Source organism: Dichotomicrobium thermohalophilum, assembly GCF_003550175.1.
GTDB lineage: Bacteria > Pseudomonadota > Alphaproteobacteria > Rhizobiales > Rhodomicrobiaceae > Dichotomicrobium > Dichotomicrobium thermohalophilum.
In genome coordinates this window covers 224,582-244,135 of the sequence record NZ_QXDF01000002.1, presented here as the reverse complement: position 1 = coordinate 244,135, position 19,554 = coordinate 224,582, and the positions used below count along the sequence as shown (strand labels likewise).

The window sequence follows — 19,554 nt, the reverse complement described above, 5'->3', positions numbered from 1 at the left end:
ATAGGCTCCGTTTAGCTTTTCGAAAGCTGCCGCGCCAGCAAATTCAAGCGCCTTTCGCGCGCTGCGACGCTCTGTGCCGCTTCGCCTGCCGTTCGGCGCCGTGCACCTTGGCGAATGCTTTTTGCAAGTCCTTAAGCAGATCGTCGAAGTCCCGCTCCAGCGCGGCCGCCCTTCCGACCACCACATAGTCGAAGTCCGGTCGCGCATCCACCGGCGCCACGCGCCTTACGGCCTCCTTCAGGCGCCGCCGCGCCCGGTTGCGCCGCACTGCGCCGCCGCGCTTGCGCCCTTGCGGCCCCTGATGAGCGACCGCGTGGCGCGAAACGGTGAAGCCAAAGCGGGGTCCCCCGGCCTTGATATCTTCGGGCTGCGGCGCGGCCTGCAGCACAAAAGCCGGCGTCACCCAGCGCCGGCCGGATTTCAACCTGACAAAGTCCCGCCGGTCTTTCAATGTCCTCAGTCGCGCCATGCGAGCCGGCCCTCGGGCGCGGCGTCCGCCGCTTAAGCCGTGAGTTGCTTGCGCCGACGCGCACGACGGCGCGCCAGGATCTTTTGCCCGGCCTTTGTGCTCATGCGCGCGCGGAAACCGTGCCTGCGCTTGCGCCGAAGCTTGCTGGGCTGAAAGCTGCGTTTCACCCTCTGTCTCCCTCGTCTGTAGTCTGTCGGTATCTGGCGTGCTTATAGGATTGCTTCGCTTTGCCTGTCCAGAGCGCCGGCAATCCATGTGGTCATCACCGCCGGGCACATCTCATCACGAGCGCTTGACAGGGCATTCCCGCGACGACGCTCCCCCTCTAGATAGGATGCGCGAGGCCGCGCTCAACGCATCTGCCTTATCCGCTGAGCGCAACGCCCTTGACGATGACGATGCGGACTGGAGCCTGACGCATGACCGGCGGTAAGCTGAACGCTGCCCATTATGGAGCCGAACATTTGACCGACGAAAATACGCCACCCGAGCCCGAAAGCGGCGCGCGCGAACCGGAACTCGGCGAGGCCGTACCGCGCCGCCCCCTGTGGCGCCGGCTGATGCCCCTGATTCTGTTGGCTGCAGCGGCTGGGCTGATCCTTTCGCAGGGGTGGCACAACCTGATCTCCTTCCAGCAGCTCGCGCTGAACCAGCAGGCGCTACAGGCCTGGATCAACGAGAACCTGGTCGCCGCGCTCGCCGTCTATGCAGCAATCTATGTCGTGGTCATCGCCCTGTCGCTGCCGGGCGGGGCGGTGCTCACCGTCGCGGGCGGGCTGCTCTTCGGGTGGTTGCTGGGTGGCGTCGTCACCGTTCTCGCGGCGACGCTTGGCGCCACGGCGATCTTCCTCATCGCGCGCAGTTCGGTGGGTGAGCCGTTGGCGGCACGCGCCGGACCGTGGCTGAACAAGTTCCGCGCCGGGTTTCAGGAGAACGCGCTCAGCTACCTGCTCTTTCTGCGCCTTGTCCCGGTCTTTCCCTTCTGGGTCGTGAATCTCGCGCCCGCCCTGCTCGGCGTGTCGCTGCGCACCTACGTCATAACCACCGCGCTCGGCATCATTCCCGGAACTTTCGCCTTCGCCTTTGCCGGGGCTGGGCTGGACAGCGTCCTGGCCGCACAGCGTGAAGCCTTTCAGTCCTGCCAGGTCGCACGGGACGCAGGTGATCCGCCCTGCAGCTTCCGGTTTGATCCGGGCACGCTCATCACGACCGAACTGCTGATCGCGTTCGCCGCGCTTGGAATCGTTGCGCTGATCCCCGCGATCGTCAAAAAACTGAGGCAGCAACCCAAGGCGTGACGCATCATCGCGCGGGCAGGCCACGACAAACAAAGGGGGCATTCTATGGCGGAGCAGTTGACGCCAGACCTGTGCGTGATCGGCGCAGGCTCCGGCGGGCTATCGGTGGCGGCAGCGGCCGCGCAGTTCGGCGTGGACGTCGTGCTGATCGAGCGCGACAAGATGGGCGGCGACTGCCTCAACTATGGTTGCGTGCCCTCGAAATCGCTGATCGCCGCGGCCAGGCGCGCCCATACAATGCGGGCCTCCGGCCCATTTGGGATCAAGCCTCTGGAGCCGGCTGTGGAGTTCGACCGGGTTCACGATCACATCCACGAAGTGATCGCGGCCATCGAACCTAACGACTCGGTAGAGCGGTTCACAGGGCTGGGCGTCAACGTGATCAAGGGCGAAGCGCGCTTCCGCGACAAGGAAACCGTCATTGCCGACGGGCGCGAGATCAAGGCGCGCCGCTTCGTCATTGCCACGGGCTCCTCCCCGGCCCTGCCGCCGATCCCCGGTATCGAGCGGGTGCCCTATTTCACCAACGAGACGATCTTCGACAACAAGCAGCGGATCGAAAAGCTGATCGTCGTCGGCGGCGGCCCGATCGGGATGGAGCTTGCGCACGCTTTTCGCCGCCTTGGCACCGAGGTCGCGGTGCTGGAGGCGTTCACGCCCCTGGCAAAGGAAGACCCGGAACTGGCCGAGGTGGTATTGCGCCAGATGGAGTCCGAAGGCGTCGAAATCATCTCCGACGCACGCGTGGAGCGTTTCGAGCCGTTCGGCGACCGCGTTCAGGTGCTTTTCGCGCGTGGCGGACAGTCCTACTCCATCGATGGCTCGCATCTGCTTCTGGCGACCGGCCGCCGGCCGAACATCGAGAAGCTCAATCTGGACAACGCCGCGGTGCGCCATGACCGTACCGGCATCAAGGTCGACAAGGGCCTGCGCACAAGCAACAGGCGCGTCTATGCCATCGGTGACGTAACCGGCGGGCTGCAGTTCACCCACGTCGCCAACTACCACGCCAGCGTGGTCATCAAGAATGCGCTGTTCCGCCTGCCTGCGAAGGTCAATGAGGAGATCTTGCCGCGCGTGACCTTTACCGATCCGGAACTGGCGCAGGTCGGCCTGACGGAAGAGGAGGCGCGCAAGAAGTACAGGAAGGTCCATGTCTACCGCTGGCCCTACAGCGACAACGACCGCGCCCAGGCCGAGCGCGCGACGGATGGCTTCCTCAAGGTCATCACCACCAGGCGCGGACGCGTCATCGGCGCGAGCATGGTCGGGGAGCAGGCGGGCGAACTGATCCAGATGTGGAGCCTGGCGATGCACAAGAACATGAAGATCGGCGCACTGGCGAGTATCGTGTCGCCCTATCCGACGCTTGCGGAGATCAACAAGCGCGCCGCGATCAACTTCTACACACCGAGCCTCACAAACCCCATGATCCGGCGCGTGATTGGCTTGTTGCGAAAATTGGGGTAAACCGGAGGCAGTTACGAAATTCCGCTCTCGCGGCGCGGTCGTGGGCGCGGAACACCGAATTCCGAGGAACGCCGTGACCGTGTTGTTGCCCGGCACAGGCGCGAAGCAAGACGGCGAAAGCACCACGTCGGAAACGTCGAACGGAGCCGAGCGCAAGCGCCGCGTCATCCGCATGGGGCTGTCGGCCAAGCTCTTGTGGCTGACCATCCTCTTCGTGATGATCGCGGAAGTGCTGATCTTCGTGCCGTCAGTCGCAAATTACCGGAAGAACTGGCTTGGCGAGCGCCTGATGGCGGCGCGCATCGCGGCGCTTTCGGTCGAGGCCGCGCCGGTCGGCACGCTGCCCCAGGACCTGCGGAGCGATCTGCTCGACACGGCGAAGGTGGAGGCTGTGGCGCTCAAGCGCGAGGATTTTCGCAGCCTGCTGCTCGAGCGGGACATGCCCAGCAGCGTGGATGCGAGCTATGACCTGCGGGACGCCTCCTGGCTCACGCTAATTGGCGATGCGCTCCACACCTTCATCGCGCCCGACGGGCGCATGATCCGCGTGATCGGCCCTGTCCAGGCCGGCGACGGCGCCTTTATCGAGATCATTCTGGATGAAAGTCTGTTGAAAGCGGCGATGGTCCGCTACGGGCTGAACATCCTTGCGCTGTCCTTGCTGATCTCGCTGATTGCCGCAACCCTGGTCTATATCTCGCTGAACGGTTTGCTGGTGAAGCCGATTTCCAGGCTCACGCAGAACATGGTGGCTTTCGGCGAAGACCCGGAGGACCCCGCGCGCGCCATCGCGCCGTCCAGGCGCTCGGACGAGATCGGAATCGTCGAGAGCGAACTGGCCGACATGCAGGGCCAGCTCACCAACCTGCTGCGCCAGAAAAGCCGTCTGGCCGCGCTGGGCCTCGCCGTGAGCAAGATCAATCACGACCTTCGCAACATGCTCTCGAGCGCGCAACTCATCTCCGACCGCATGGGCTCTATCCCGGATCCGACCGTGCAGCGCTTTGCGCCGAAGCTGATCGCCTCGCTGGACCGGGCGATCCGGCTGTGCTCCGACACGCTGAAATACGGCCGTAGCGAAGAGCCGCCGCCCGAGCGCGAGCGCTTCCCGTTACGTCCGCTAATCGAGGAAGTGGGGGATGCGCTGATGCTGCCGCGCGAGGGCATCGCGTGGCACATCGACGTGCCGGCAGGCCTGGACGTTTACGCTGATCGTGACCAAATCTACCGCGTGGTCGCCAATCTCGTGCGCAACGCTTGCGAAGCCCTGGAGGAGAGCCGTGAAGCGCACGAGGCGCTTGTTACCGTTACCGCGCGCCGGCATGGCGACATGATCAGGCTGCAGGTCTCGGATACTGGCCCGGGCATTCCCGCCAAGGCTCAGGAGAACCTGTTCGCCGCCTTCCGCGGTTCAGTCCGCAACGGTGGCACGGGGCTCGGGCTGGCGATTGCATCAGAGTTGGTGCGCGCCCACGGCGGCCGGATCGAGCTGGCCGATAACAGCGCGGGTGCGACGTTCCGTATCGAACTGCCCGACAGCGCGGACCGCGCGTCGCACCAGGAGAACTCGTAGCGGCTCGGCGTCTCAGGGCTGGCAGTCAGGGCTTGCCTTGCAGGACTCGAAGGACTACAACGGCGGTTCGAGGCGCTGGCACGTTATGCGTGCGGCGGCTACGGCCCTTCCCAGGGGCCGCGTGACAACGATCAGCACCGGTAGCTCAGCTGGATAGAGCACCAGACTACGAATCTGGGGGTCGGGGGTTCGAATCCTCCCCGGTGCGCCATCCATCTCGAACATTGTCGACCAGGTTCTGCCTCTTCCCCTCGGCAGGCTGCCCCTGATTTGTCGCGCTGCCGGCTCGGGTATTACGCGCTCCCCTCATCGAATATCTCCGGCCCGCTTTCACCCTTCGCCGCCCCCGCAGATTCCTTCCCGCTCTCTGGTCATGCCGACATAACGAATGACTCGCCGCCGGAATCCCGCCACCTCCGCCTTCGCCTCGACCGGGCGCGGGCGCATCCGACCGCGCCTGCACATCTCCCAAGGCTGCATTTTATTGAAATCCGCGGAGCGTGGCGAATGAACTTTCAAGCAAAACGCGCTCGACTTGAATAATAAAAACACACTCGGCATAATAAAAAGGCAATAATAAATGAACTTCAGCATTGGTCTCGCCCCAAAGTCAAGGACTATTTATCCATATCCGAGAGAACATCGCTGTACCCACTCGGAGGCAGTCCACGATGGGGTTTGGGTAAGGGAGAGAGGCCATGAAGACCCTCGGCAAAGGGAACCAGGATGTATTTGCCTATATGGCAAAACTTTTCGCTGACGAGATTGAGACATTCCACCGAGACGTCGACAAACGGGCCACCCGCGCCGACAAGGACGAAAAATCGGAAAATTTGCGCTTCGATTACGGAAGCAAGACGCATGACTCCCGGGACGATCACGATAACAACGCTTATGACAAGATAGGGCGCTGGGACAGTCTTCCACACTGGCAACCTCAAAAGCCCGACTTTGACAAGCCGGACTTTCACAAGCCGCCGTTCCACATACCCGGTTGGCCTTTCGACGATCCTGACGACAAACCGGACAAGGACCCCGACACCCCGCCCGATCAGAGCGGCGACCCCCATGAGGCGTTGAGGGATCTTGAAATGCGCTCGATGGACGGGTCGGGAAACAATGACGCTTATGAGAACTGGGGCGCGGCGGACAGCCAGTTCTTGCGGCTGACCAAGGCCTATTACGAATATCACGGCGACTCGACGGAGCCGCTTGAGCCGCGCACGAACTATCGCGCGCTCTCCAATGACGTCATCAAGCAGGATGCGCCAATCGAAAATTCGTTCGGGGTGAACGACCTGTTCACCTTCTTCGGACAGTTCATCGACCACGACATCGACATCGCGGCCGAGGGCACCGAGGAAGGCCCGTACATCATAGCGCCCGAGGACGAACCAAACCCGAATTTCGTGGGCGCCAAGCTTGGCATAGAAAGCTCGACCAAGGTTGACGGAACAGGCAGCGACGCGAGCAACCCGCCTCAACATGCGAACGGGATTACGAGTTTTGTCGATGCCAGCAGCGTGTATGGCTCCGACCAAGCGACTCTCGCGAGCTTGCGCGACACTGACAAACCCTGGCTGCTCGCAACGAGCGCAGGCGGCGATCTGCTGCCGATCGGTGACTCTCCCCGCGACCAGTTTCAGGCCGGTGACGTCCGTGCCGGTGAAAACAGTGCACTCACCTCAATGCACACGATCTGGGTCAAGGAGCATAACCGCATCGCGGAGGAGCTTCGGACGAAATTCCCGGATTGGTCAGCCGATGACATTTTCGACGCCACGAAAATCAAGGTCGAAGCCCTCATGCAGCATATCGTATTCGACGAGTGGTTGCCGTTGCTGGTGGGCGCTGAAAACATCCCGGAATACGGAGGCTACGACCCGACGATCAATGCCGGCATCTCCCATGAGTTTGCCACTGCGGCTTTCCGGCTCGGTCACAGCCTGCTGTCGTCGCAAGTTCTGCGTACGCGGGAGAACGGGGACTCGGCCGGCGACCTCGCGCTGTCGCAGATGTTCTTCAATGCTGCCATTCTGAAGGACGCCGGCTCGGTCGACACGCTTGTGCGGGGTATAGCGGAGCAGACCGCGCAAGAGATTGATCAGCATCTGGTTGAAGACGTGCGGAGCCTCCTGTTCCCGAGCCCCGGAGGCGTGCAGGTCCGCGATCTTTCGGTCCTCAATCACCTCCGCGGCCTCGACCACGGCCTGGGGACATTGAATGAAGTTCGCGACGAGTTGGGTCTCGGCAAGCATCAGAGCTTCCTGGACCTCACGGGCGGGAATCGTGACCTCGCCGATGCGCTTGCCGGGCACTATGACACCGTGGACGACGTCGATCTCTGGATCGGCGGCCTGATCGAGGAGCCGGTGGAGGGCTCACAACTGGGGGAAAGCTTCCAGACAATCGTCGTTGACCAATTCGTCCGGCTGCGGGACGGCGACAGCTATTATTTTGAAAAGCGCTTGGCGGACAACCCGCTGCTTCTGGACGAGATCAAGCAAACTTCGTTTTCCGAAATCATCAAGCGGAACACAGACATCGCGTATCTGCAGGATGATGCTTTCATCGCGCACGACCGGATCGGCGGCGATGATCATGACGACTTTCTTGTGGGCACATCGAGTCATGATCTCGTGATTGGCTTCGAAGGCAACGACCGCCTGATGGGCCGCCAGGGCGACGATGACATCTACGGCAGCGAAGGCCACGACCGGATGTATGGCGGCCTCGGTGACGACCTGATGAACGGCGGCCACGGAAACGACGTCATGTTCGGCGGCTTCGGCTCCGACACGTTCGTGTTCGAGCAGGGTAGCGGCCATGACAAGGTCATCGGCTTCGGCCGGCACGACAAGCTCGACCTCTCGGACTACGGCTTCAGTTCGGTCGACGAGGTGAAAACGGCTTCCACCCACAAGCGCGGGGGAACGACCATCGAGCTGAGCGAAAATGGCGACAAGGTCGAATTGGTCGGTGTGAAGCTCTGGCGGCTGGACGAGGACAACTTCATCCTCGATCAGGACTCTGACGGTCTCTACGTCTGAGCGGGATTTCTTACCGCTTGCTCAGGCCGGGCTCCGCAGGCATCCGCGCCGTGGGTCCGCGCCTGATCCGAAGTCGCCGCGGTCGTCTGGCCGCCGAGCTTGAAAACCGTCATCGGGTGCCGGCCAACAGCATGAGCCATCAACATAACCCTCTGAAAAAGGCATTCAGGTCGTTACGCGGGGCCTTCTTCATCGTTGCGGTGTTCAGCCTGTTCATCAACATCGCGATGCTCACCGTCCCGCTCTACATGCTGCAAATCTACGACCGCGTGCTCGCCTCGATGAGTACCGACACGCTGATCATGCTGAGCATCCTCGCCGTCGGCTTGCTCGTCCTGAACACATTGGTGGATATCGCGCGCTCCCGGGTTCTGGTGCGCGTCGGCGCGGTGCTCGACGAGAAGCTCAGCAGCCCGCTGTTCCGCGCCGCGCTCAACAAGCCCGGATCTGCGGCGGGCCAGCCGCTGCGCGACCTGGCAACGCTGCGCAGCTTTCTCTCCGGCTCCGGCATGCTGGCGCTGATGGATGCGCCGTGGACCCCGCTCTATCTGGTCATCATCTTCCTGTTCAGCCCGCTGCTGGGCACGGTCGCGCTGGTTGGTGCGCTCATCATTCTGGGTCTTGCGATCCTCGGCGAAGTTGCCGCGCGCGGACCGATGCAGACCGCCGCCAGCGACAGCCGCAAGGCCAACGAGTGCGTCGACGTCATGGCGCGTAACGCCGAAGCGGTTACCGCCATGGGCATGGTCGGCGCGCTGGAACAGCGCTGGTTGGACAACCACGAGAGCGGGCTGGCCTTTCAGGCATCGGCGAGCGACCGGGTCGCCGCGATCAACGCGGTGGCCAAGACGGTACGGCTCCTCCTGCAGATCGCCATTCTCGGCTTTGGTGCCTGGCTGGCCTTGCAGCAAATCATAACACCCGGCGTCATGATTGCCGCGTCCATCATCATGGGCCGGGCGCTGGCGCCGGTGCAGGCGGCGATCGGCGGCTGGAAACAGGTGATCGACGCGCGCGCGGCCCATGCGCGGCTGAAGGAGACGCTCGCCGATACAGGGGGCGATCTGCCGGCGACCAAATTGCCGCCGCCCGAAGGCCGGCTCCTCGCGGATGACGTAACGCTGCGCCTGCCCGGCCAGGCCGAGCCTGTGCTCAAGCGCGTCTCCTTTGAACTGCACCCGGGCGAGGCCATGGGCCTGATCGGCCCCAGCGGCGCCGGCAAGACGACGCTTGCGCGGCTGCTCATCGGTTTCTGGCCGGCCACGACAGGGTCGATCCGCCTGGACGGCGTGGAGATAAGCGGCTGGCCGAAGGCGGATCTCGGCCCGCATCTCGGCTACATGCCGCAGGATGTCGAGTTGCTTGAAGGCACGGTCAGCGAAAACATCGCGCGCTTCGACACACAGGACGACGCGCGCATCGTGGAGGCGGCAGAAATCGCCGGGGCGAGGGAGACGATCCTGCATTTGCCCAGCGGCTTCGATACGGTTATCGGCGCTGGCGGGCACGTGCTCTCCGGCGGGCAACGCCAGCGTATCGCGCTCGCCCGGGCCGTGTATCGCCTGCCCCGGCTGATCGTACTGGACGAGCCGAACGCCAATCTCGACTCCGACGGGGAAGTCGCCCTGGTGAAGTGCCTCGACAGGCTCCGCGAGCACGCCTCCACAGTCATCATCATCACGCACAAGCCGGCGCTGCTTTCACGCGTCGACAAGATGCTCGTCCTGCGCGATGGCACCCGCGCCTTGTTCGGCGCACGGGACGAAGTCATGGCCTCACTTGCCGGGCGCTCGGCGCCGTGCGCCCCGAGCTATTTTACGCGATCCCGCGAGCCATCGCTCGCAATGAGCACGGTGGGCGGTCATGCGACAGGTTGACCGGAAAAAGCGCCCCGCGCCGCCACGCAACATTCTCGCTGCGGCGGCGGCAGGGCTGGGGATCGTCGTCCTGACTTTCGTCGCGATCGGCGCTTGGGGTATCACCGCGCCCCTGAACAGCGCCATCGTCGCGCATGGAAGCTTCGTGGCGAGCAGCCGCAACAAGATCATCCAGCATTTCGAGGGCGGCATCGTGCGCGAGATCCTCGTCAAGGAGGGCGACATCGTGGAGCGGGGCCAACTCCTTCTACGGTTGGACGAGACGGCCGCGCGCGCCAAGCTCCGTCGGCTGGAGCTGAAGCATTACAACCTCCGCGCGCGCGAAGCGCGACTCGTGGCGGAGCAGCACGGCCGCTCAGAGCTTCGCTTTCCCGCGCAACTCTTGGCGAGCGAGGATGCGGACCTGCAGGAAATCCTTGAAGGCCAGCGCGCCGAATTCGCCGTCCGCCGGGAGGAGCTTGCCAACGAGATTCTGGTGCTGCGTCGCCGCAAGGCCGCGATTGACGAGGAAATCGCGGGGCTGGAAGCGCAACGGGAGGCGGTGTCCGCCGAGCTGTCCCTCGTCGAACAGGAGCTTGAGGGCGTCGAGACGCTGTTCGATAAGGGGCTCACGTCGATCACGAAACTCCTCGCCTTGAAACGGTCGCGTGCAAAGCTGAGGGGCAATGTCGGCGCACTCACCGCCCAGATCGGCCGCGCCAAGGAGCGGATCCAGGAGATTCGCTCGCAGATCATTCACCTCAAATCGAAGCGGGTGGAGGAGGCGGTCGAGCAACTTCGCGAGGTGCGCAGCCAGCGCGACGATGTCGGCGAGCAGCTGCGCCAGGCGCGCAGCGTGGTAGAGCGGCTGGAAGTACGCGCGCCGGTCAAGGGCATCGTCGTCAAGCTTACCGAATACACCGCAGGCGGCGTCATCTCTTCGGGCCAGGAGATGATCGAGCTGCTGCCGCTGGACGACGACCTCGTGATCGAGGCCGAAGTGCGGCCGCAGGACATTGATCTCGTGCGCGTTGGCCAGGAAAGCTGGGTCCGTCTGAGCGCCCTCAACCAGCGGGTGACGCCGGTCGTGGCGGGCGAAGTCATCTATGTCTCCGCCGACAAGCTCACCAATGCCGAGCAAAAGAAGCCGTATTATGCCGTGCGCGTGGCGCTGAAGCCCGAAGAGCCGGACAACGCCATCTCGCGCCAGACCCTGCCCGGGATGCCTGCGGAGGTCTACATCAAGACGGGCGAGCGCACCCTCGTCGAGTACCTGCTGCGCCCGATCTTCGACAGCCTCGCGCGGTCGATGCGGGAGGCTTGAACCATTGTCGGGGATCAGACCATCCCGTCAGGTGTGTAGCTAGCTGCGAAAGCAAGAACCTCCGTGGCCGGCATTTCGCATGGCTTGAGCAGGACGCCACTATCAAGCACGTAAAGATTGCAGCTCACCCGGCCCCGACCGCCGAGCTCCTCTGCATACAGCTTCCATCGCCGGCCGTCGCGGGACACCGAAACAGCCGCACGGAAGCGCCGGCCGTCATACCATCCTTCGCTGTAGCCCTTCGGCAGCGCCCGGAGCCGGACCAGCAAAGTCTCCGTCCCAGCGCTTGATACGCAACCGTGCATGGACCGGCTCAAACCGCGACACATCACCCCGACGCGGTCGTCGCCGCGCCCGTTACGTCGCATCCGAGATCATGCAACAGCCCGTCATCAAGCCCGTATATCCAGCCATGCACCGCGATGTCCTCGCCGCGCTCCCAGGCACGCTGCAGGATCGGCGAGTGGGACAGGCTGCGCACCTGTGCGCGCACATTCAGCTCGCAAAGCCGGTCCGCCCGCGCTGCGTCTGTCTCCAACCCGGCCAGCTCGTCGGCGTGATCGCGCGCTGTCGCCCTGACGGCATCCAGCCAGTAGTCCACGAGTTCGTGCCCTGGCGGCGCCATCGCCGCGTGCACGCCGCCACAGCCATAATGCCCGCAGATGATGATATGCCGGATACCAAGATGCTCGATCGCGTATTGCACGACGGACATGCAGTTCATGTCCGTGGCATGCACGACATTGGCGACATTGCGGTGCACGAAGACCTCTCCCGGCTCCAGCCCGGTAATGACATTGGCCGGCACGCGGCTGTCGGCGCAACCGATCCAGAGGTAGTCGGGCTTTTGCAGGGTGGAGAGACGGTGAAAGTAATCGCGGTCCGTTTCCAGATGCTGTGCGGCCCAGAGGCGATTGCGCTGGAAAATGTCAGGGAGTGATGTGGTCATGAGGTTCAGGTCCCGGTCGCGGCATTCGCGGACGCGATGGCCGGTCTCATGGGCGCCTGCGGACAGGGCCTGCGCTCATCGGAGCGATGGAGCGGGTGATCGGAATCGAACCGACGACATCGACCTTGGGAAGGTCGCGTTCTACCACTGAACTACACCCGCGAATTTCTTCTCAACCTGTTGACGTTATTATGTTTTCTGAATGTGAACAGAGTGTTAACGCCTCCACTACGCCAGATTGCAGCCCGCGCAGATATCGCGAAGATGGGGCGCGTGCTTTTAAATGTGGGGCAAATCGAGGCACAGTGTCAACTTCACACTAAACCGGAGGATTATGGCCCAACGGCATGACGCGTTCCGCCTAGCGCCACCCTAAAGGGCTCCGCATTCAGTTCACCGTACGCAGGCGACCCAGGTGACAACCTTTTCCAGCAACGCCCTTGTCTTAGGAGGCTGACCTGTTCTCCATCGCTAGGCGAATAAGATCAGCGAAGGATTTCACGTTGAGCTTGCGCATGAGGCGCGCCCGATGCACTTCAACGGTCCTCTGGCTGATGCCCAGTTCGTGTGCAATCATCTTGTTGCGGTATCCGCTCACCAAGAGGGCCAGGACCTCCCGCTCTCGACACGTCAACCCCTGAAGAGCTTCCTCTTTGGCGAAGCGCTCGCTTGATCCGACGCGTTCTTGCCCCCTGCCATTGGCCAGGGCCAGCTCGATCGCCTGCAAGAGGTTGTTCCGGGTTAACGGTGGCCTGATAACGCCCGCAACCCCGAATCCCGTAGCGTTCAGCGTGACACCGGCATGCATTACCGTGTCAACCAACAAGACGGGGCACTCGCATACGCCCTTCAAGAGTTTGTCAAGAATGTCCGCGCCCTTACCGTTTTGAAAGAACGCATCTGCCAAAGCGCAATCGATTTGTGACGAATTGAGTGCGTTCACAAATTCCTTCGCCTGCGAATAGGATCTCAGCGCAAAACGCGAACTGGACAGCTCATTGACGATATTCGCTCGCACATCATCATTATATATGAAAATTCCAACTGTTGTGTAACTTATCATAGCGATCGAATCTGAAGAATTACAATTGGAAAAGACATAACTTGAATAATCATAACGCTGTCACACCCCCTGAACGAAACCATCATCTTCGTATAATCAGACCGTTATTATTCAACTCGTTACGCGCGCAGCCTTGAGCAATTTGGCGCATCGCAAGGAACTTTGCGCCGGGGAGCGACCTTATTCGCCCTCTGCCCCTGCAGCACTGAAGGTGGAGCCGCGGTTTCCATTCCACGCGTGAACTGCGACCGGCCCGGCATTACAGGCGCACGTGTTCAGTCCGTCCCGCCTGCTCCGCCATACGCGGACGGAAGACACTGACACCTTAGGAACTTTTTCTCGCGCGCCGGTTGCTCTTTATCACATCGCGGCAACCAGAAAGGTCTCAGGACCACACGGAGCTTGCGCACGCGCCTGCTTGCATCGCCCGACAAGCACGCAGCCGGGTGATCAGTGATTGTGTGGGGCGGGGGGCGAATTACCCCGTTCAGGCGACCGGGTGCCAACGTTTGTATTCGCACAGATCAGCCAGCGCCTCAGCGTCGCGCAGATGGACGACCTGCTGGTTCAACTCGACCCAACCGTCAGTCCGGAGACGCCGTAGTGTGCGGTTGACATGAAACCTCGTCATGCCGAGGGCGTCTGACAGGACGATCTGGTTGATAGGCATCTGAAAGCGCCCGTTTGGCGCGAGGCCGATCACATTCAGTCGGTCGTGAATCTCCAACAGGAAGTGCGCAACGCGCTCATATGCGGTCAACCTCGACAACCGCATGACATGCGCCATGAGCCGTAGACTGTCGGCCTGAGTGGTCATGGCGATCGCCTTGCCGAATTCGGGATTCGCCTCGCTCAGCCTTTTGAGCTGGGCCTCGCGAACGAAGACGAGGTCCAATTTATTGCTCGCCGCTGCAGCGAGGTCCGACTCCATCGCGGGAGTCGCGAGTTCGATGAGATCGCCGGGCAGCAAAACGTCGAAAACAACCCGCCGGCCATCTGCCAGCATACGGTAGCGGTATGCCGATCCCCACGCGACGACGGCCATCGTGCCGGCATCAGCTCTTATTTCTGCGTCTGGCGGCAGTGTTCTGCCGAGGCATTTCAACTCACCCACCAGGGACGCCGCTCCTTCCGACAACGGACTAACGGAGCCGAGACGCCGAAGAAAAAGGGAGCGCCATCCAACGTGATCTTTAGCACTCATCTCTTTCTTTCTGTCCGGGGGCCGTCGCAAAAGCGCCGCGGCTTTCTTCACGACCGCCTGTCAGGGACGTCACCAGACGGATCTTTTGCCCCACCGGAACGCTCATATGGAGACGACAACCATCCGGCGGGAGCAGCAGCTTGGCCTCACCGCCAAGCTGATGCGGAACCGCTTCCTCAATGAGCCGGCGGCCGAAACCTGGATTGCCCCCATCAGGCGCAATGCTGACCCCGGTCTCCCGCCAGTCGAACTGGAAATACGGCTGCGGCTCGCGTTCGTGAATCCCCCAGCGCACGGAAATACGACCGTCTTCGGAACCGAGCGCGCCGTGCTTGATGGCGTTGGTGATCAGTTCGTGGATGACCAGGGCGAATGTCTGGGCCGCGTCCGGTTCCAGCAGAACATCGGGGCCGTCCGTCGAGACGGCATCAGGGTGGGCCGCGGCATCTGACAAGAGTTGTTCAAGGACGAGATCGGTGAGATTCACCATGCCGTCCTTGCGCGCGCCGAGCATGCCCTGGGCCAGCGCGAGAGCCTGCAGTCGCCCCTCGAAAGCTTCGTAGAATTCGTCGAGAGTGTCGCTGTTGCAGTAGGTTTGAGCCGCGAGCGCGCGAATGTTCGCCAGCATGTTCTTGATGCGATGTTGAAGCAACAGCGCGGATGCCTGACGGTTTTCAAGCTCGTCACAAGCCAACCGCTCTTGCTCCTTCGGCCCACCGGGCAAATCTGAAATCATGGATGCACAGTCTCCTGGCCTTCTCCCGGTGGCCTCAGCTTCCCAGTACCCCGTCGAGACAGGCATGGAGGCGTTGCATCACGACGGGTTTGTCGAGCAGCGGGGCGGTTGCGTATTTATCACTGATCCCTTCACGACCGAAGCCGGAGATGAAGATGATCGGAATCCCCCTTTCCAGAAGCGCGTCGGCGACGGGATAAGCCATCTCCCCTCCAAGGTTGATGTCCAGCAGTGCTGCGTCCACGGAACCGGCGGTGCGCAACAGGTGCAGGGTCTCGTCGATCGAGGCGGTCGGACCGAGGATTTCTGCGCCGGTCTTTTCAACCTCCTGCCGCAGTTCCATTGCGATCAGGTACTCGTCTTCGGCAACCAGGATCCGCCGCCCCGCAAGCTTCGACATGTCTGTTTCTCCGGCTCTGGTGCGACAACGGAGTCCTTTATCGCCAGGCAGGCCGGACGTCCTCGCCGATCGGGCTACCTAGCTGCATGGTAGAAAGCTAGCATGGCCCATTTGAACGGGTCCACAAAGCAACGCTCACTCCGCTGATGACCAAACGAAAGGGAAAGCCCGCGGCTCTTGATGGCCATCGGGCCCTCCCAGTGGGGGAATGACTCGTTTCTGACGCTGAGCTTCAAGAAATGCGCTAAAGGCCGTGGATCGCCTCTCGGATCGCGCAGACTGTTAACCAGTCTGCGCGCCTAAAAGGCTTGAAGTTCGGGGAGCACAACTTACACTCGCAAGACTGACGTCCTCCCGACAGCCAGGAAGGATTAGGGCTTTCCAGTTAAGCCGGCACAGGATCGACCATCTTCCGGCAGCAGAAAAGCGATTTCTCTGCAAGGTCACCGGAGCAATCACCTTGCGAGCGATGCATGGCTCGCAGGCTGGCAGTCGTCCTTACGGATCAAAAAGCGAGCGTTGTGTATGAATTCGCAGGGCAAGTGTGCGGCGGCTACAGCCAACGCTCCATTGCGCAACTCGGGACTTGAACCCATCGGCGATCTACCTTGGGGGACCCATTTCTGCAAGTTTTATACAAATCGCGCTGAACTCGTCGAAACGCTTGTCCGTTATTTCAAGGCCGGCCTGGAGGCTAATGAGTTCTGCCTCTGGGTGACGTCAGAGCCGCTCCGGGCTGACGAAGCGACGAATGCTCTGCGCAAGGCTGTGCCCGGGCTGGATCAATTCATCGCCGATGGTCAAATCGAGATTCTCGATAACAGCCACTGGCGCACGCTCCACGGCGACTGCGACGCGGATCGGGTGCTCGATGTCTTTTGCAGCAAGCTTGATGCGGCCCGTCAGCGCGGCTTCGAGGGCTTGCGCCTGAGTGGCGACAGGTCTTGGCTGGCGTGCAACGACCGCGACGAGCTCACCCGCTACGAAGCGAGGATGAACAGCGTCATTGGCTCGTTGCGCGTGCTGGCGCTTTGCACCTGCGCGCTTGAGGAATGCACCCCCAGAGAAGCCCTCGACCTTGTGGGAACTCACGAATTTGCCCTCATTCGCGATGGCGCAAAGTGTCGCGTTCTGGGCAACCTGGCGCGGCTCAAGGCCGAGCGGGAACTGAAAGAGAGCCGGGAAGATCTGGCACGCGCCCAGGCTGTTGCTCAGACGGGCAGCTGGCGGCTCGACGTGAATCATAACGCCTTGACATGGTCCGCCGAGACTTTCCGCATCTTCGGTCTCCCGCGCGGCACACCGCTGACTTACGAGACCTTTTTGTCTGCCGTCCACCCCGATGACCGCGAATATGTGGACCGAAACTGGCAGGCGGCGCTGCAGGGCGCACCATACGATATTGAGCACCGCATCCTCGTCGACGGCCAAACGAAATGGGTCCGCGAGCGGGCTGAGCTGGAATTCGACGAGCAAGGCAGGCTTCTCGGCGGTTTTGGCACGGTTCAAGACATCACCCCAAGAAACAAAGCGAGGAGGCGCTGCGGGAAAGTGAAGCGTGGTCGGGCCAGCTTGTGCAGGGCATCGCACAAGCCGTCTGGGAAACCGACCCGCACGGAGCCGTGACGCAGGACTCGCCGAGCTGGCGGGCCTCCACCGGTCAGACGCTTGAGGAATGGCGCGGCTACGGGTGGCTTGATGCCATTCACCCGGAGGATCGCGCCCAGGTGGAACGCCAATGGCGTGAGGCCGTCGCAGCCGGGCGCGGCGTCGACACCGAATACCGTCTCCGGTGTGCATCCGGGGGCTGGCGCTGGACGGGCGTCCGCACCGTCCCCGTACACGACGACGAAGGCCGGATCCTCAAATGGATCGGGATGAACGTCGATATTCACGCGCGCAAGCAAGCAGAAGCCGCCTTGCGCGAAAGCGAAAGGAAATATCGGGAGAAGGCGGAGGAACTGGGCCAGATCATGGAAGTCGTTCCCGCGGCGATTTTCGTGTCGCATGATCCCGAGTGCAGAGAAATCTTCGGGAACCGGCTGGCAAACGAGTTCTATGAAGCTGGCGAGGGCGAAAATGTCTCGGCGGGCCCTGTCGGAACGCTAAGTATGACGAATCTGAAGCGACGCTTCTCCAATTTGAAAGGACGGGAGCTTTCCCCCTTCGAGCTTCCAATGCAGCGAGCGGCATCGAAGAACAGCCTTTTGCAGAATGAAGAAATGGTCGTGTCGCTGCCGTGCGGAAAGTCCTTCACGATGCTTGGCTCCGCCGCGCCGCTACGCAATGCCGACGGGAGCGTGCGGGGAAGTGTCGGCGCGTTTCTGGACATTAGCGAGCGCAAGGAAGCAGAGGCCGCGCTCGAGGAGAGCCGCGGCCTGAGCGAGGCCATCCTCGACTCGCTCAAGTCAAGCATCGCGATCATCGACCGCGACGGGCGCATCACCGCCGTTAATGCTGTCTGGCAGACCAGTCGAGAGGACTGCGACAGCTGGCTGGGCGTCAACTACCTGTCGGAGTGCGAACGGGCAGCGAAGGCGGGCGACGATCTTGCGGGCCAGGCACTGCGCGGGATCAATGAGGTGCTCAACGGCACCGCCAAAGATTTCAGCCTGGAGTATCCCTGCGATACCCCGAGCGGCCCTCTTTGGTTTGCGATGACGGTGACGCCGCTCAGCGGCCGAAACAGTGGTGTCGTTATCGCACACGAGGATATTACGGAACGCAAGCAGGCGGAGGACCGGCTTCGCGCAAGCGAGGAGCGCTATCGCGGCATCTTCCAGAACGCCGGAACGGGGATCACCATCACTGATCTCGACGGCCGCTTCCTGTCCTGCAATCCGGCCTATACGGCCATGCTCGGCTATACCGAGGCCGAACTTCGCGATCTTCTGTGCCCCGAGATCGTGCATCCGGAAGATCAGGAAACCAATAACGCGGAGATCCGCCGGCTCCTCGCCGAGGAGATTCCTGCGTTCGAGATGCTGAACCGTTACGTGGCAAAGGACGGCGCAGTGCTCTGGGCGCACAGACATGTCTCGCTCTTGCGGGATGCCGCGGGGCGTCCGAAAAACATCATTTCTCTTGTCTATGACCTGACCGAGCGCAAGCGCCGCGAGCAGCGCATCCAGCTCTTGATGCAGGAGGTCAATCACCGCGCCAAGAACATGCTGAGCGTGGTGCAGAGCATCGCGCGCGCGACAGCGGGCGACGAGGGACAAGAGTTCGCGCAGAAGTTCGAGCAGCGGATACAGGCGCTTTCCGCCAACCAGAGCCTGCTCATAAGCCACGAGTGGAAAGGCATCGCCCTTGATGAGCTTGTGCGCTCGCAGATGGCGCCTTTCGCGGATATGCTCGATAACCGCATCAAGCTCAGCGGCCCGCCGATCATCATCAAGGCTTCGGCGTCCCAGTCACTCGCGATGGCGCTCCATGAGCTGGCGACCAATGCGGGAAAATACGGCGCGCTGTCCGCATCTGAGGGGGTCGTGCACATCGCATGGCACCTTGAGCCCGAGCAGGGGCGGTTCAAACTCGCCTGGCGCGAGACCGGGGGGCCGGAGGTCGCGCCACCGTCGCGCAGTGGCTTCGGCTCCGTCGTTATCGGCAACATGATCCGCATGAACCTGCGCGCCGATGTCCGGCTGGATTACGCGCCCTCCGGCGTCGTCTGGGAACTCGAAAGCCCCAGGGGGCACTGCCTTGAGTCAGGGGGCGAGGTGGCGCACATCGTGGAGGAAATTGGCAGCGCAAAGCCCAAAGCGAGTGGCGAAGCGCAGCGCCGCATCCTCGTCGTCGAGGACGAGGCGCTGGTTGGCATGGCCCTTGCCGAGGAATTACGGCGCGCCGGATACCAGGTGCTCGGGCCGACCGGCTCCGTCAGCGTTGCACTGGCGCTGCTGCGTGAGGGGTGCGAGGCGGCGATTCTCGACGTCAATCTCGGTGACGAAACCTCGGAGCCCATCGCGGAGAAGCTCTCGCGTGAACAGACACCGTTCCTTGCGGTGTCGGGATACGAACACGCCCAGTTGCCGCCGGCCTTCCAGAATGCGCCGCTGCTCTCCAAGCCCGTGAGGCCCGATATCGTGGCCAAAGAGATCGACCGCTATCTAGTTGATGGCGTCGCTTCCGAACACTGATTTGACGGGGGAGCCAGTATCAC

Annotated in this window: 16 protein-coding genes and 2 tRNA genes; 9 read left to right on the top strand and 9 right to left on the bottom strand. The window is 62.3% G+C overall.

What is annotated here, in order from left to right; genetic code table 11:
- Nucleotides 1-43: 43 nt before the first annotated feature.
- Both BXY53_RS11155 and rpmH read right to left on the bottom strand, forming a co-directional pair.
- Nucleotides 44-469 (bottom strand): ribonuclease P protein component, encoded by a 426-nt coding sequence (locus tag BXY53_RS11155; RefSeq protein WP_119062066.1) that lies wholly within the window; start codon nt 467-469, stop codon nt 44-46.
- 32 nt (nt 470-501) lie between these two features.
- Nucleotides 502-636, bottom strand: a complete 135-nt coding sequence (gene rpmH / locus BXY53_RS11150) for a 50S ribosomal protein L34 (RefSeq protein WP_119062065.1) — start codon at nt 634-636, stop codon at nt 502-504.
- Nucleotides 637-933: 297 nt separating this feature from the next.
- Between rpmH and BXY53_RS11145 the strand changes: the two genes are divergently transcribed.
- From BXY53_RS11145 to BXY53_RS11130, 4 genes are all read left to right on the top strand, one after another.
- Nucleotides 934-1,767, top strand: coding sequence for a TVP38/TMEM64 family protein (locus BXY53_RS11145; RefSeq protein ID WP_210209225.1), 834 nt, complete (start codon nt 934-936; stop codon nt 1,765-1,767).
- 45 nt (nt 1,768-1,812) lie between these two features.
- Complete coding sequence (locus BXY53_RS11140) at nt 1,813-3,237, top strand: dihydrolipoyl dehydrogenase family protein (RefSeq protein WP_119062063.1); 1,425 nt, start codon at nt 1,813-1,815, stop codon at nt 3,235-3,237.
- Nucleotides 3,238-3,310: 73 nt separating this feature from the next.
- On the top strand, nt 3,311-4,810 hold the full coding sequence (locus BXY53_RS11135; protein WP_245410447.1) for a sensor histidine kinase: 1,500 nt from the start codon (nt 3,311-3,313) through the stop codon (nt 4,808-4,810).
- Nucleotides 4,811-4,944: 134 nt separating this feature from the next.
- A tRNA-Arg gene (locus BXY53_RS11130) sits at nt 4,945-5,021 on the top strand.
- Between the two features lie 119 nt (nt 5,022-5,140).
- Here the strand turns inward: BXY53_RS11130 and BXY53_RS11125 are convergent.
- Complete coding sequence (locus tag BXY53_RS11125) at nt 5,141-5,404, bottom strand: hypothetical protein (protein WP_119062062.1); 264 nt, start codon at nt 5,402-5,404, stop codon at nt 5,141-5,143.
- Nucleotides 5,405-5,508: 104 nt separating this feature from the next.
- Between BXY53_RS11125 and BXY53_RS11120 the strand changes: the two genes are divergently transcribed.
- The 3 genes from BXY53_RS11120 to BXY53_RS11110 all read left to right on the top strand — a co-directional run bounded on the left by BXY53_RS11120 (nt 5,509) and on the right by BXY53_RS11110 (nt 11,040).
- Complete coding sequence (locus BXY53_RS11120) at nt 5,509-7,860, top strand: peroxidase family protein (RefSeq protein ID WP_119062061.1); 2,352 nt, start codon at nt 5,509-5,511, stop codon at nt 7,858-7,860.
- Between the two features lie 131 nt (nt 7,861-7,991).
- The gene (locus tag BXY53_RS11115; protein WP_147361555.1) at nt 7,992-9,737 is read left to right on the top strand and encodes a type I secretion system permease/ATPase; all 1,746 of its coding nucleotides are present in this window, start codon (nt 7,992-7,994) and stop codon (nt 9,735-9,737) included.
- Nucleotides 9,724-11,040 (top strand): HlyD family type I secretion periplasmic adaptor subunit, encoded by a 1,317-nt coding sequence (locus BXY53_RS11110; protein WP_119062059.1) that lies wholly within the window; start codon nt 9,724-9,726, stop codon nt 11,038-11,040. The genes BXY53_RS11115 and BXY53_RS11110 overlap by 14 nt, the downstream gene beginning before the upstream one ends.
- Nucleotides 11,041-11,368: 328 nt before the next feature.
- On the opposite strand, the gene BXY53_RS11100 is transcribed toward BXY53_RS11110, so the two are convergent.
- From BXY53_RS11100 to BXY53_RS11075, 6 genes are all read right to left on the bottom strand, one after another.
- Nucleotides 11,369-11,989 carry a carbonic anhydrase gene (locus tag BXY53_RS11100; RefSeq protein ID WP_119062058.1) on the bottom strand — a complete coding sequence of 207 codons (621 nt, stop codon included), beginning with the start codon at nt 11,987-11,989 and terminating at the stop codon, nt 11,369-11,371.
- 87 nt (nt 11,990-12,076) lie between these two features.
- A tRNA-Gly gene (locus BXY53_RS11095) sits at nt 12,077-12,151 on the bottom strand.
- 283 nt (nt 12,152-12,434) lie between these two features.
- A complete protein-coding gene (locus BXY53_RS14320) occupies nt 12,435-13,052 on the bottom strand; it encodes a response regulator transcription factor (protein ID WP_119062057.1) in 618 nt (205 codons plus the stop codon).
- A gap of 487 nt (nt 13,053-13,539) precedes the next feature.
- Complete coding sequence (locus tag BXY53_RS11085; RefSeq protein ID WP_170144425.1) at nt 13,540-14,097, bottom strand: Crp/Fnr family transcriptional regulator; 558 nt, start codon at nt 14,095-14,097, stop codon at nt 13,540-13,542.
- 148 nt (nt 14,098-14,245) lie between these two features.
- Entirely contained in the window at nt 14,246-15,058 is an 813-nt protein-coding gene (locus BXY53_RS11080; protein WP_119062055.1) for a sensor histidine kinase, read from the bottom strand.
- Nucleotides 15,027-15,392 (bottom strand): response regulator, encoded by a 366-nt coding sequence (locus tag BXY53_RS11075; protein WP_119062054.1) that lies wholly within the window; start codon nt 15,390-15,392, stop codon nt 15,027-15,029. Before BXY53_RS11075 ends, BXY53_RS11080 begins: the two co-directional genes overlap by 32 nt.
- Nucleotides 15,393-15,917: 525 nt before the next feature.
- Between BXY53_RS11075 and BXY53_RS14315 the strand changes: the two genes are divergently transcribed.
- Entirely contained in the window at nt 15,918-17,018 is a 1,101-nt protein-coding gene (locus BXY53_RS14315) for an MEDS domain-containing protein (RefSeq protein WP_245410446.1), read from the top strand.
- On the top strand, nt 16,967-19,531 hold the full coding sequence (locus tag BXY53_RS11065) for a PAS domain S-box protein (RefSeq protein WP_119062053.1): 2,565 nt from the start codon (nt 16,967-16,969) through the stop codon (nt 19,529-19,531). Before BXY53_RS14315 ends, BXY53_RS11065 begins: the two co-directional genes overlap by 52 nt.
- The last annotated feature ends 23 nt before the right edge of the window (nt 19,532-19,554 follow it).

Bases quoted from the DNA above. Each gene is read 5' to 3' on its own strand.
- BXY53_RS11125 (WP_119062062.1), bottom strand. From the start codon at position 5,404: ATGCTGAAGTTCATTTATTATTGCCTTTTTATTATGCCGAGTGTGTTT.
- BXY53_RS11075 (WP_119062054.1), bottom strand. From the start codon at position 15,392: ATGTCGAAGCTTGCGGGGCGGCGGATCCTGGTTGCCGAAGACGAGTAC.
- BXY53_RS11110 (WP_119062059.1), top strand. From the start codon at position 9,724: ATGCGACAGGTTGACCGGAAAAAGCGCCCCGCGCCGCCACGCAACATT.
- BXY53_RS11085 (WP_170144425.1), bottom strand. From the start codon at position 14,097: ATGGCCGTCGTCGCGTGGGGATCGGCATACCGCTACCGTATGCTGGCA.
- BXY53_RS11100 (WP_119062058.1), bottom strand. From the start codon at position 11,989: ATGACCACATCACTCCCTGACATTTTCCAGCGCAATCGCCTCTGGGCC.
- BXY53_RS14320 (WP_119062057.1), bottom strand. From the start codon at position 13,052: ATGATAAGTTACACAACAGTTGGAATTTTCATATATAATGATGATGTG.
- BXY53_RS14315 (WP_245410446.1), top strand. From the start codon at position 15,918: ATGAATTCGCAGGGCAAGTGTGCGGCGGCTACAGCCAACGCTCCATTG.
- BXY53_RS11155 (WP_119062066.1), bottom strand. From the start codon at position 469: ATGGCGCGACTGAGGACATTGAAAGACCGGCGGGACTTTGTCAGGTTG.
- BXY53_RS11120 (WP_119062061.1), top strand. From the start codon at position 5,509: ATGAAGACCCTCGGCAAAGGGAACCAGGATGTATTTGCCTATATGGCA.
- BXY53_RS11140 (WP_119062063.1), top strand. From the start codon at position 1,813: ATGGCGGAGCAGTTGACGCCAGACCTGTGCGTGATCGGCGCAGGCTCC.
- BXY53_RS11115 (WP_147361555.1), top strand. From the start codon at position 7,992: ATGAGCCATCAACATAACCCTCTGAAAAAGGCATTCAGGTCGTTACGC.
- BXY53_RS11080 (WP_119062055.1), bottom strand. From the start codon at position 15,058: ATGCCTGTCTCGACGGGGTACTGGGAAGCTGAGGCCACCGGGAGAAGG.